We start from the raw sequence: 11,904 nt of genomic DNA, 5'->3' as shown, positions 1-11,904 counted from the left end.
GCACTCGATGTTACATACGAAGCCCCCAATGGAGTCGACCTCTCACCTCATCCTGGTCGATGACGACCATGAGTTTCGCCGCTTGCTCGGCGAAGATTTGCGACGACGCGGTTTTTCGGTCGAAGCGGTAGCCGACGCTGCGGCACTCGATGGGCTCTTGGCACAGCGCCTGCCCGATCTCATCGTGCTCGACTGGATGCTGCCCGGTGAAGACGGGCCCAGCGTGCTGCGCCGACTGCGGGCCAATCCACGCACCCGAGCAGTCCCCGTACTGATGCTCACCGCGCGCAACGACGAGTTCGACCGTGTCTTTGGGCTCGAGATCGGTGCCGACGACTATCTCACCAAGCCCTTTCTTCCCCGCGAGCTCGAGGCGCGCATCAAGGCGATCCTGCGACGCACGCGCAGCCCCGGCACCCAGCCATCGCTCGCACCCAGGCGCTGGCGCATCGGGCCGGTCGAATTCGACACCGTGGCACGAACCCTCACCCTACCGGATGGCACGGTCCAGCCGCTCACCGGGAGCGAGTTTGCCCTGCTGTCGCTCTTCGTACAGCACCCCAACGAAGTGCTCACCCGCGACTATCTCATGCGCGCCACGCGTGGGCGCGGCGCCGACGTGTTCGACCGTGCCATCGACATCGCCGTCAGCCGCCTGCGCGCCAAACTCGAGTCCGACCCTCAGGTACCGCGGGCCATCCGCTCGGTGCGCGGCCAAGGCTACGTGCTCGCCGCTCCGGTCGAATCGATCGAATGAGCCTGATTCCTCTGCTGTCTTTCGGCCGACGCTTGCGCACCCGACTCGCCTGGGTGGTCAGCGCCGCCGTCGTCGCCCTCTTTGCCCTGACGCTGGCCTTGCTCGCCTACCAAAGCCGGGCGAGCGCGGAAGTGCGTCTGCAACGCGACGCCGCCCAAGCACTGGCGCGCGCCGTTGCAGTCATGGAAGCTCTGCCCTGGAGCGAGCGGCCCATGGCCGCTCAATATTGGGAATTCGCCCCCTTGATCGTCGCTCCGGCCGCGCCTCCACCACGAGCTCGGCCACTCCCCCTGCCGCCGGTATGGCATGAAACGCTCGCCAATTTCTTTTCGCTGGAAGACCTCTCTTTCTGGGAAATCGAAACCGAGGCCGGATCCCGCCGCGGAGCCACCGTCATCCTCGAAGACGGCACTCCTTTGAGCGCTTTGCTCCCACCTCAACTCCATCGGCCGCAACCCAACCTGCCCTGGCGCATCGTCACCGCGCTCGCACTCGCCGGGATCGGGACCTGGCTCATCACGCTGTGGGCCTTGCGCCGGGTCACTTCCCCGCTGGAGCGGCTCATCGGCGCGCTCGAGACCTTTGCCACCCCTCAGGCGTCAGCCACTCCACTGCCCGAACACGGCCCCTACGAAGTCGTACTCACTGCCCGCACCCTCAACGCCCTACGGGAACGCATCGAGCAGCTGCTCGCCGCCCGCACCGCCCTGCTCGCCGGTATCGCACACGACCTGCGCACACCACTGGCGCGCATACGCCTGCGCGTGGAGGTTCTGCCCGAGGACGAGATCCGCAACGGGATCGAGCGCGATTTGGCGGACATGCAAAAGCTCATCGACCTCAGCCTCGACTATGCCCGAAGCCTCACCCCCCATCTCGAATACCAGGAGGTCGATCTCAACGAATTCGTTACCGATCTTGTCGCCCTCTACCGTGAAAGCGGCGTGGAGATCGAAACCATTCTGCCTGCTCCCCCCTTGTCGGCAACGGTCGACCCAGCAGCACTCGGGCGCATCCTCTCGAATCTGCTCGACAATGCCTCACGCTACGGCACTCGCGTGCGACTCACCTTGCGCCCCTCGGCGGAGCGAACCTACGAGTTCACCATCGAGGACGATGGCCCAGGCATCCCCCGCGAATCGAGACGCGCCGTACTAGAACCCTTCGCTCGGCTAGACCCTTCGCGCAATTACGACACCGGCGGCACGGGGCTGGGTCTAGCGATCGCCGTCAACCTTGCCCGCGCGATGAACGGCACGCTCGTGCTCGAGGATTCCGCACTGGGCGGTCTGTGCGCCCGTCTCGTGCTGCCGTGCGAGCCCGCGACGGGTTGCGGGGGCGGGCACGGATCGCTATAGTGAGCGTGTTCGTTCCCGAGGAACCGCACCGTGATCACCATCGAAGTCCGCGACGACCTCATCTCCGCCGCCGTGTTCGGCGAATTCACGCTCGAAGATTTCAAGGAATTCGAGGATGCGGTCGAATACCGCAACCGCTTCGGCGGTCCGGTGGACGTACTGCTCGACCTGCGCAACATGCTGGGGTTTACGATCGACGCTGCCTGGGAAGAATTCCGCTTCGCCCGGCAACATCCGAACGACTTCCGTCGCATCGCCATCGTCGCCGAAGACGACTGGCTTGCCGTGCTGACCTGGCTCGAAAGCCTCTTTCTCGAGGCCGAGATCAAGGTTTTCGACACGGAGGAAGAAGCCCTCGCCTGGCTCAAAGAGGGACGAGATGCACCAGGCCATCCATGACGGCGTCGGCCCCATCCTCTCTGTTCGCACGCTCGCCGAACACCTGGACGATCCTTCCTGGCGGGTGATCGACTGCCGGCACGACCTCAGCGATCCGACGCTCGGCCGCCGGGCCTGGGCGGAGGCCCACATCCCCGGGGCGATCTTCTGGCATCTGGACGAAGATCTCTCCGGTCCACGCACCGGCACGAATGGGCGCCATCCCCTTCCTGCGTATGGCGATTTCGTCCGTTTCGCGGGGGACTGCGGCCTCACGCCCGAGACTCGGATCATCGTCTACGACGACGACGGAGGAATGTTCGCGGCACGCGCGTGGTGGCTGCTGCGCTGGATCGGGCATCGGCGCGTCGCCGTGCTCGACGGGGGCTGGAACGCCTGGCGCAGCGACAATCTGCCGTTCGACCGCAGCGTGCGGCAAGCCGCGCCGTGTACCTACCCGGCCGCACCCGAGCCGTGCATGCCCACCGTCACCGCCGACGAACTCCTCGCCCAACTCGGAACGGGCCGGTTCCTCATCCTCGATGCCCGCAGTCCCGACCGCTATCGCGGCGAGAACGAGGCGCTCGACCCGGTCGCGGGCCACATTCCCGGCGCCGTCAACCGTTGCTACCGCCTCAACCTCGACGAGCACGGCCGCTTCCGCCCACCCGAGGCCCTGCGCGCCGAATTCGCGGCGCTCCTTGCCGGCCGCGATCCGTCGGAAGTGGTACATCAATGCGGCTCCGGCGTCACCGCCTGCCACAACCTGCTTGCAATGGAATGGGTGGGCTTGAACGGCTCGCGCCTCTATCCCGGCTCATGGAGCGAGTGGTGCGCCGATCCGCGCCGTCCGGTCGCCACCGGGCCCGAACCCTGAGAAACGACCCGAGCAGACTACTCCGGCACGTCGACGCGCACCACTTCCGGCAAGGACCGCCCCAGGAAGCGTTCGGCGATCGTCTGGAAACGCAGAGGGACGTCAGTCACGTAGAAACGATGCCGGAGAACGACGCCGACTCCGGCGCGCAGTCCCTCTTCTCGATCGAGCACCTGGGCGGCCTGCTCGGCCGTGGTCACGGCCGAATCGACGATACGCACCCGCGGCCCGGCGATCTCGGCGAGCACCGGCTTGAGCAAGGGATAATGGGTACAGCCGAGCACGAGGGTGTCCACCCCTTCGGCGAGCACCGGCTTGAGGTACTCCTCGGCGGTAAGCCGCGTCACCGGATGGTCGAGCCAGCCCTCCTCCACCAGCGGCACGAAGAGGGCACAGGCTCGTGAATGCACCCGCACGTCGCCGCGCAGCGCGTGAATGCGCAGCGCATAGGCATTGCTATTGATGGTGGTCGGGGTACCGATCACGCCCACCGTGGCGTTACGCGTGGCCGCCACCGCCGCCCGGGCGCCGGCCTCGATCACGTCGAGCACCGGCACGTTCGGCCCGGCGAGCGCACGCACCACTTCCTGCGCCACCGCCGCCATGGTGTTGCACGCCACGATCAGCATCTTCACGTCCTGCGCGAGCAGGAAACGGGTGAGCTGGGCCGCGTAACGCGCGATGGTGTCCGGCGACTTGATCCCGTAGGGCACGCGCGCCGTGTCGCCGAAGTAGACGATGGATTCGAACGGTAGCCGCTCCATGAGGGCGCGCACCACCGTCAAGCCGCCCACTCCGGAATCGAACACCCCGATGGGGCGCTCCGCCTTCGTCATCCTGTGCCATCCCTGCAAAAGCGCGAGTGTAGCACCGCCCCTCGAGACGCTCCATGCCGCGCGAGCGCCCAGGCGACGTGCTCGCGCACCAGGTGGGAGGGATGCTCTCGCCGCGCCGCGAGCGCCGCCACCACCTCCGGACTCGTGGGCGCGTTGCCCAGGGCCACGGCCAGGTTGCGCAGCCACCGTTCCCAGCCGATGCGCCGGATGGGGCTGCCGGCGAAGCGCTCCAGGAACTCGGCCTCGCTCCAGGCGAAGAGCGAAGTGAGCGCCGGCGCATCCAACCCATGGCGTGGCGCGAATTCCGGGAGATCGACGCGCCGCGCGAAGCGGTTCCACGGGCAGACGAGTTGGCAATCGTCGCAGCCATAGATGCGATTGCCGATCATCGGGCGCAGGGCTTCGGGAATCGGCCCTGGATGCTCGATGGTCAAATAGGAAATACATCGGCGTGCGTCCAGACGATAGGGCGCCACGATTGCCCGGGTCGGGCAGAGATCGAGGCAACGGGTGCAGCGCCCGCAGTGCGGCGCAACCGGTTCGTCCACCGGCAAGGGCCAATCGGTGAAGATCTCGCCGAGAAAGAAGAAGGACCCTTCCTCTCGGTTCAACAAGAGCGTGTGCTTGCCGCGCCAGCCGAGCCCCGCGCGCTCGGCAAGGGCCACTTCCATCACCGGCGCCGAATCGACGAAGACCCTCCCCCGGTGCGGCCCCAGCGTTTCCATGAACGCAAGGAGCTTTGCCAGGCGCGCGCGCACGACTTTGTGGTAATCCCGCCCCAGGGCATAGCGCGACACGTAACCAAGCCTCGGGTCGGCGAGCACGGTCCGTGCCGGCACCTCCTCCACAGGCCAATAGGGAAAGCGCAAGGAGATCACCCGGACCGTGCCCGGCACCAATTCTGCCGGACGCGCACGCAAAAGCCCATGCCGGCGCATATAATCCATCTCACCGTGGAAGCCAGCCTCCAACCAGGCGAGCAGGCTCGGTTCGCACCGAGACAAATCAGGCTCGGCCACCCGCATCGCCGAAAACCCCAAGGAGGCAGCCGCCTCGGCGATCGCGCGTTTGCGCGCCTGCCAATCGACCAAGTTCGTCATCTCCACAAACGCCCCATGTCCCTGCCTCGTGAAACTTCGGCCATCACCCTATCGCTCAGCGACGAGAATGCCATGGCAGCGCTCGCCGCACGTCTGGCCCCCTGCCTTGCCCCTGGCTGGGTCGTTCACCTCGTCGGCCCCCTGGGCGCGGGCAAGACCACCTTCGTGCGCGCGATTCTGCGTGCTCTGGGACACACCGGTCCCGTCAAGAGCCCCACCTACGGACTGGTTGAACTTTATCCTGTTTCTGGATTAAACTTGTATCACTTTGATTTTTATCGGTTCGCGACACCGGAAGAATTCTACGCCGCGGGGCTGGAGGAATACTTCGACGGCACGGGTGTTTGCCTCGTCGAATGGCCGGAAAAAGCTGCAGCACTCGCCCCCGGAGCCGATCTGACGATCACGATCGAACCACGACCAGACGGCAGCCGTGAAGTTCGGCTAACCGCCTCGACCCCGAGGGCTCGCCAATGTCTGAACCGCCTCGCCGCACCATGACGCCCATACCCGCAACGGTCCCTCGGCGCCGTTTCCTCGGACGGGCCGGCGCCCTCCTGGCCGCCTTCACCCTCACGCCCCATCTGGCCAGGGCACAAGGAACGACCTTCGTCGCCGTGCGCGCCTGGCCGGCCGAAGATTACACGAGGATCACCCTCGAAGCGAACCAGCCACTGCATTTCGAGTATCTTTTCGTTCCCGACCCCGACCGGCTCGTGATCGACCTGCCTGGCATGAACATCGACGAAGTGCTCAAGAGCCTACCAGACAAGATCGCGGCCGACGATCCCAACATTCATGGCGTGCGCATCGGTCAGTTCCGTCCCGACGTGGTGCGCGTGGTCATCGACCTCAAACGGCAGGCCGAACCGCAGATTTTCACCTTGGATCCGGTGGCTCAGTATCGCCACCGGCTGGTCATCGACGTCTATCCCAAAACGCCGCGCGACCCCATCGAGGCCCTGCTTGCCGAGCTCGACGGCAAGCGAGCGGCCACATCGCCCACGGCGGCATCCTCCGCGCTGAGCGCAACGCCCGATCTCACCGCTTCAGCCCCTCCCCCTGCCCAGACGAAAGGCGCCCCGACCACGGCTCGGGCCTCGGGCGGAGCCCCCTACGTGGTCGTGATCGATCCCGGTCACGGCGGCGAGGATCCGGGAGCGATCGGCCGCTTCGGCACCCGCGAAAAAGACGTGACCCTGGCCATCGCGCGCCGGCTCAAACGCATCATCGATGCCCAACCCAATCTACGTTGTGCCCTGACCCGTGACGGAGACTATTTCGTTCCCCTTGGCGAGCGCGTACGGCGAGCCCGTAGGGCCCAGGCCGACCTCTTCATTTCCATCCATGCCGACGCCGTGGCCTCCTCGGCACCGCGCGGCAGCTCCGTCTATGTGCTGAGCAATCGCGGCGCCTCGAGCACCACCGCACGTTGGCTCGCCAACAAAGAAAACCAGGCCGACCTCATCGGAGGCATCAATTTGGGGCAACAGAACGAGCACGTCGCCAAGACCTTGCTCGATCTCTCGCTCACGGCGACCATGCAGGATTCCGCCCAGCTCGGGCGCCACGTCCTTACCGCCCTCGGGCAAGTCAATACGTTGCACAAACGCGACATCGAATACGCCAACTTCGCCGTGTTGCGCAATCCGGACGTTCCTGCCATATTGGTCGAGACTGCCTTCATCAGCAACCCAGAGGAAGAGCGGCGACTGAAAGACCCAAAATACCAAGAGCAACTGGCGCAGGCGATCCTCAAGGGACTGCAACGCTACCTCGAGACCACGGCTCCGACCCCCCGCCTGCTGATCGCTGCACGCGAGGGAAGGGGCTGAAAAGACGGCGTTTCGCTGCACAGCCGATATAATCAAAGTTTTTTCCGGCACAGCGGCCATGCGCGTCATCCGAGGCAGCGGCGGACCTCATCCGCCCACCGTGCTGACGATCGGCAATTTCGATGGTGTCCATCGCGGACACCAGGTTCTGTTGCGCCTGGTGCGCGAGCGCGCCGACGAAGCCCGGATCCAGGCCGCCGCCCTCACCTTCGAGCCTCACCCGCGTGAATTCTTCGCCCCGCAATCCGCCCCGCCGCGGCTGAGCACCTTGCGCGAGAAGCTCCTCGCGCTCACCGACTCGGCGCTCGATCGCCTGCACGTGCTGCGATTCGACCTGCGCCTTGCCCGGCTCGGAGCCGCGGAATTCATCGAAACGCTGCTCGTGCGCGGTCTCAACGTCAAGCACCTCGTCATCGGCGACGATTTTCGTTTCGGCGCCCGACGCAGCGGAGGTCTCGCCGAACTGCTCGAAGCCGGCGAACGGTATGGTTTCACCGTCGAGCCGATCCCTGAAGTGCGCATCGATCAGTGGCGCGTCTCCAGCAGCCTCATCCGTACCCTGGTGACCGAGGGCAAGCTCGCCCAGGCCGCACGTCTGCTCGGGCGCCCGTACAGCATCGAGGGCCGAGTGATGCACGGCGAGAAACTCGGACGCACGCTCGGCTTTCCCACCGCCAACATCGCCTTGTCGCCGCGCCGGCTCGCTCCGCCGGGCGTCTATGTCTGCGCCGTGACGGGGCTTGCCGCCTCGCCGCTGCCCGCGGTGGCCAACATCGGCCTGCGCCCGACGGTGGGCGGACTCTTGCCGCGGCTCGAGGTCCACCTGCTCGACTGGCACGGCGAATGCTACGGCCGTCGCCTGTGCGTCGCCTTCTTCCACAAACTGCGCGAGGAACGCAAGTTCGCCGGCCTGGACGCCCTGCGAGCCCAGATCGCCGAAGACGTCGTCCATGCCCGCCAATGGCATCGACATCACGGCGCGACGTTCCCCCTGACCGAGGATCATCCATGACCGACTATCGTGCCACGCTCAACCTTCCCGATACGCCCTTCCCCATGCGCGCCAACCTCGCCAAACGCGAGCCGGGCTGGATCGCCCAATGGCAGCAGAAAAAGCTCTACCGCAAGATCCGCGAGGTCTGCCGCGGTCGGCCCAAATTCGTGCTGCACGACGGCCCGCCCTACGCCAACGGCGACATCCACATCGGCCACGCGGTCAACAAGATCCTCAAGGACATCATCGTACGCTCGAAGACGCTGGCCGGGTTCGATGCCCCCTACGTCCCGGGCTGGGACTGCCATGGCCTGCCGATCGAACATCAGATCGAAAAACTCTACGGCAAACACCTGCCGCCGGACGAGGCCCGCCGCCGCTGCCGCGAATACGCCGCCGAGCAGATCCAGCGCCAGATGAAAGATTTCATCCGCCTGGGCGTGCTGGGCGACTGGGACGATCCTTACCTCACGATGAACTTCGCCAACGAGGCGAACGAGATTCGGGCGCTGGGCAAAATCTACGAGCGCGGCTACCTCTACAAGGGGCTCAAACCCGTCAACTGGTGTTTCGACTGCGGCTCGGCCCTGGCAGAAGCCGAAATCGAATACGCCGAGCGCACCTCGCCGGCGATCGACGTCGGTTTCCCCCTCGAAGACCCCGCCGAACGCACGCGCCTCGCCCACGCCTTCGGCCTGAGCGAGCCGCCGCAAGGGCCGATCTACGCCGTGATCTGGACCACCACGCCGTGGACCATTCCCGCCAACCAGGCGATCAACGTGCACCCCGAGGTCGTCTATGAACTGGTGGCCACGCCCCGCGGCGCGCTCATCCTCGCCGCGGCGCTGCGCGAACAGGCACTCGCGCGCTACGGACTCGAGGGGCGCGTGCTGGGCGCAGCGCACGGCACGGCGCTCGACCGGCTGCGTTTCCGCCACCCTTTCTATGCCCGCGACAGCCTGGTGATCGCGGCCGATTACGTCGATACCTCCACCGGCACGGGTCTGGTGCATTCGGCGCCGGCCTACGGCGTCGACGACTTCCTCACCTGCCTCAAGGCGGGTATACGCCAAGAAGACATCCTCGTGCCCGTGCGCGGCGACGGGACTTACGATCCAGAGCTTCCCTTCTTCGGGGGGCTTTCGATCTGGGACGCGAACCCGAAGATCGTCGCCAAGCTCGAAGAAGTCGGATCACTCTTCGCCCACGCGCCGATCCGCCACAGCTACCCCCACTGCTGGCGCCACAAGAGCCCGACGATCTACCGCGCCACCGGCCAGTGGTTCATCGCCATGGACACGATCCCCGGTCGCACCCTGCCCGATGGCGAGACCCTGCGCGACAAAGCCTTGCGCGGGGTGGAAGCCACACGCTTCTATCCGGCCTGGGGCCAAGCGCGGCTGCACGCCATGATCGCCAATCGTCCCGACTGGTGCATCTCGCGCCAACGTAACTGGGGTGTGCCGATCGCCTTCTTCGTCGACAAGACCACGGGCGAGCCGCACCCGCGCACACCGCAGCTCATCGAGGAAGTCGCCCGGCGCGTCGAGCGCGAGGGGATCGACGCCTGGTTTCGGCTCGATCCCCGCGAACTGCTCGGCGAGGAAGCGGATCGCTACGAAAAAGTGCTCGACACGCTGGATGTGTGGTTCGACTCTGGCACCACCCACGTGCACGTGCTGCGCGGTTCGCATCCCGAGCTAGGGCATCCGGCCGACCTGTACCTCGAGGGGTCCGACCAGCACCGCGGCTGGTTCCATTCGTCGCTGCTCACCGGCTGTGCCATCGACGGGCATCCGCCCTACCGGGGGCTGCTCACGCACGGATTCGTCGTCGACGGCCAAGGGCTGAAGATGTCGAAATCGCGCGGCAACGTCGTCGCACCGCAGCAGGTAGCCGACACGCTCGGCGCCGAAATCCTGCGTCTGTGGGTCGCCGCCACGGATTATTCCGGCGAGCTCACCATCTCCAAGGAGATCCTCGACCGCGTCGTCGAGGTCTACCGGCGACTGCGCAACACGCTGCGCTTCATGCTCGCCAACGTGGCCGACTTCGAGTACGCGCGGGATGCGGTTCCGGTGGAAGACATGGTGGAGCTCGACCGCTACGCCCTGCTGCGGCTAGCGCGCCTGCAGGCGCAGGTCTGCGCCGACTACGAGCGTTTCGAATTCCACAAGGTGGTGCAGGCGCTGCAGAACTACGCCGCCGAGGAGCTGGGCGCCTTCTACCTCGACGTCCTCAAGGATCGCCTCTACACGACCCCGGCCGATGGGCTGCCGCGGCGGTCGGCACAGACGGCACTCCACCACATCTTGCACGCCTTCGTGCGCCTGATGGCGCCGGTGCTCGCTTTCACCGCCGAAGAGATCTGGACCTACCTCACCGGCAGCGACGACGACAGCGTGATGCTGCATACCTGGCACGAGATTCCGGAAGTCGCTGACGCCGAGACGATCGAACGTCGCTGGACGCTCGTGCTCGAGACGCGCGAGGCGGTCAACAAGGCGATCGAGGCGGTGCGCATGCAAGGCCGCGTCGGCCCCTCGCTGCAGGCCGAAGTCACGATCCGTGCCCACGGCGAACGCTACGCCGCGCTCGCGGCCTTGGGCGCAGAGCTCAAGTTCGCCCTCATCACCTCGGAAGCGCGTCTGGCGGAAGTCGACTCGCCCACAGACGAGGGAATCGAGGTCGAGCCGAGCCCACACGCCAAATGCGAGCGCTGCTGGCACTATGAAGCCGACGTGGGCAGCGACCCCGAGCACCCCACCCTGTGCGCGCGTTGCATCGACAACCTACACGGCGCGGGCGAGACGCGCCGCTGGGCATGAGCGCCTTCGCCCGCCTGCGGCCGACGCTCGCCATTGCCCTGGCGGTGATGGCGCTCGATCAGGGTAGCAAGCTCGCCCTCTCGCGTTGGCTCCCCGAGGGTGAGCGCCTGGTGCTCGCGCCTTTCCTGCAGCTCGTCTCGGTATACAATCCGGGAGCGGCCTTCAGCTTTCTCGCGCAAGCCGGAGGCTGGCAGCGCGGGTTCTTCCTCGTGCTCGCGCTCGCCGTGAGCGCATGGCTGCTTTGGCTCGCCGCGGCTAGAGAGGCAGGACGGATGGAGCGCCTCGCCTATGGTCTGATCGTCGGCGGGGCGCTCGGCAATGCCATCGACCGGCTGGTGCATGGCGCAGTCTACGATTTCCTGCTCTTTCACGCCGGCCGTTGGGCTTGGCCCGCCTTCAACCTCGCCGACAGCGCCATCACCGTCGGCGTGGCGTTGCTGCTGTGGCACCAATGGCGGCAAGGCAAACAGGCGCGTCACGCCAACGAACCACCAAATGAGACCCCGACATGACCGACACCGTCCGCCCCGACAGCCTCGTCACCCTCCACTACCGTTTTCTCCTCGAAGACGGCACCGCCGTGGTGAGCACCTTCGAGGCCACCCCTGCCACCTTACAACTTGGCACGGGGGAAGTGCTGCCGGCGCTCGAGCGCTGTTTGGTGGGACTGAGCGTGGGTGAGCATCGCGTCTTCACGCTGCCACCCGAAGAAGCCTTCGGCCCGCACCGCCCCGAGCTCGTCGAGCGAGTGGCGCGTGCCGATTTTCCACCGGAAGTCACCGAGGCCATGACGCTCATGGAGTTCGCCGCTCCCGACGGTTCGCGCTATACGGGTCTGGTACGGGAACTCACCGAGGAGTATGGCGTCGTGGACTTCAACCATCCCCTTGCCGGCAAGACCGTCCGGCTCGAAGTGCACATCATCGGCATCAGCTGACCCC

At 66.1% G+C, this 11,904-nt stretch carries 12 protein-coding genes; 10 read left to right on the top strand and 2 right to left on the bottom strand.

Translation table 11 applies throughout. The features are described 5' to 3' along the window. The first annotated feature begins 28 nt into the window (after positions 1-28). Genes EPD81_RS08535 through EPD81_RS08520 form a run of 4 tightly spaced genes read left to right on the top strand, consistent with a single transcriptional unit; the run spans position 29 to position 3,370 of the window. The gene (locus EPD81_RS08535; RefSeq protein ID WP_142805026.1) at positions 29-757 is read left to right on the top strand and encodes a response regulator; all 729 of its coding nucleotides are present in this window, start codon (positions 29-31) and stop codon (positions 755-757) included. Continuing rightward, the gene (locus EPD81_RS08530) at positions 754-2,115 is read left to right on the top strand and encodes a HAMP domain-containing sensor histidine kinase (protein ID WP_142805025.1); all 1,362 of its coding nucleotides are present in this window, start codon (positions 754-756) and stop codon (positions 2,113-2,115) included. Before EPD81_RS08535 ends, EPD81_RS08530 begins: the two co-directional genes overlap by 4 nt. 30 nt (positions 2,116-2,145) lie before the next feature. Further along, positions 2,146-2,514, top strand: a complete 369-nt coding sequence (locus tag EPD81_RS08525) for an STAS/SEC14 domain-containing protein (protein WP_142805024.1) — start codon at positions 2,146-2,148, stop codon at positions 2,512-2,514. Beyond that, complete coding sequence (locus tag EPD81_RS08520) at positions 2,495-3,370, top strand: sulfurtransferase (RefSeq protein ID WP_142805023.1); 876 nt, start codon at positions 2,495-2,497, stop codon at positions 3,368-3,370. Before EPD81_RS08525 ends, EPD81_RS08520 begins: the two co-directional genes overlap by 20 nt. Before the next feature lie 17 nt (positions 3,371-3,387). Here EPD81_RS08520 and murI read toward each other — a convergent pair whose 3' ends face one another. Both murI and queG read right to left on the bottom strand, forming a co-directional pair. Next, the gene (murI, locus tag EPD81_RS08515; RefSeq protein WP_142805022.1) at positions 3,388-4,206 is read right to left on the bottom strand and encodes a glutamate racemase; all 819 of its coding nucleotides are present in this window, start codon (positions 4,204-4,206) and stop codon (positions 3,388-3,390) included. Next, complete coding sequence (gene queG, locus EPD81_RS08510) at positions 4,203-5,306, bottom strand: tRNA epoxyqueuosine(34) reductase QueG (RefSeq protein ID WP_142805021.1); 1,104 nt, start codon at positions 5,304-5,306, stop codon at positions 4,203-4,205. The genes murI and queG overlap by 4 nt, the downstream gene beginning before the upstream one ends. Positions 5,307-5,321: 15 nt before the next feature. On the opposite strand from queG, the gene tsaE reads away from it, so the two are divergent. Genes tsaE through EPD81_RS08480 form a run of 6 tightly spaced genes read left to right on the top strand, consistent with a single transcriptional unit; the run spans position 5,322 to position 11,900 of the window. After that, positions 5,322-5,807 carry a tRNA (adenosine(37)-N6)-threonylcarbamoyltransferase complex ATPase subunit type 1 TsaE gene (gene tsaE, locus EPD81_RS08505; RefSeq protein ID WP_142805020.1) on the top strand — a complete coding sequence of 162 codons (486 nt, stop codon included), beginning with the start codon at positions 5,322-5,324 and terminating at the stop codon, positions 5,805-5,807. Next, on the top strand, positions 5,804-7,141 hold the full coding sequence (locus tag EPD81_RS08500) for an N-acetylmuramoyl-L-alanine amidase (protein ID WP_178086764.1): 1,338 nt from the start codon (positions 5,804-5,806) through the stop codon (positions 7,139-7,141). Before tsaE ends, EPD81_RS08500 begins: the two co-directional genes overlap by 4 nt. A gap of 58 nt (positions 7,142-7,199) precedes the next feature. Next, complete coding sequence (locus tag EPD81_RS08495) at positions 7,200-8,153, top strand: bifunctional riboflavin kinase/FAD synthetase (RefSeq protein WP_142805018.1); 954 nt, start codon at positions 7,200-7,202, stop codon at positions 8,151-8,153. After that, positions 8,150-10,963 (top strand): isoleucine--tRNA ligase, encoded by a 2,814-nt coding sequence (gene ileS, locus EPD81_RS08490; protein ID WP_142805017.1) that lies wholly within the window; start codon positions 8,150-8,152, stop codon positions 10,961-10,963. The genes EPD81_RS08495 and ileS overlap by 4 nt, the downstream gene beginning before the upstream one ends. Next, complete coding sequence (gene lspA / locus EPD81_RS08485) at positions 10,960-11,475, top strand: signal peptidase II (protein ID WP_142805016.1); 516 nt, start codon at positions 10,960-10,962, stop codon at positions 11,473-11,475. The genes ileS and lspA overlap by 4 nt, the downstream gene beginning before the upstream one ends. Further along, entirely contained in the window at positions 11,472-11,900 is a 429-nt protein-coding gene (locus EPD81_RS08480; protein WP_142805015.1) for a peptidylprolyl isomerase, read from the top strand. The genes lspA and EPD81_RS08480 overlap by 4 nt, the downstream gene beginning before the upstream one ends. The last annotated feature ends 4 nt before the right edge of the window (positions 11,901-11,904 follow it).

Origin of the sequence: Tepidiphilus sp. J10 (assembly GCF_006980785.1) — a bacterium.
Classification (GTDB): Bacteria; Pseudomonadota; Gammaproteobacteria; order Burkholderiales; family Rhodocyclaceae; genus Tepidiphilus; species Tepidiphilus olei.
The sequence above is the reverse complement of the archived record's forward strand: the minus strand, read 5'-3'. Positions and strand labels throughout refer to the sequence as shown.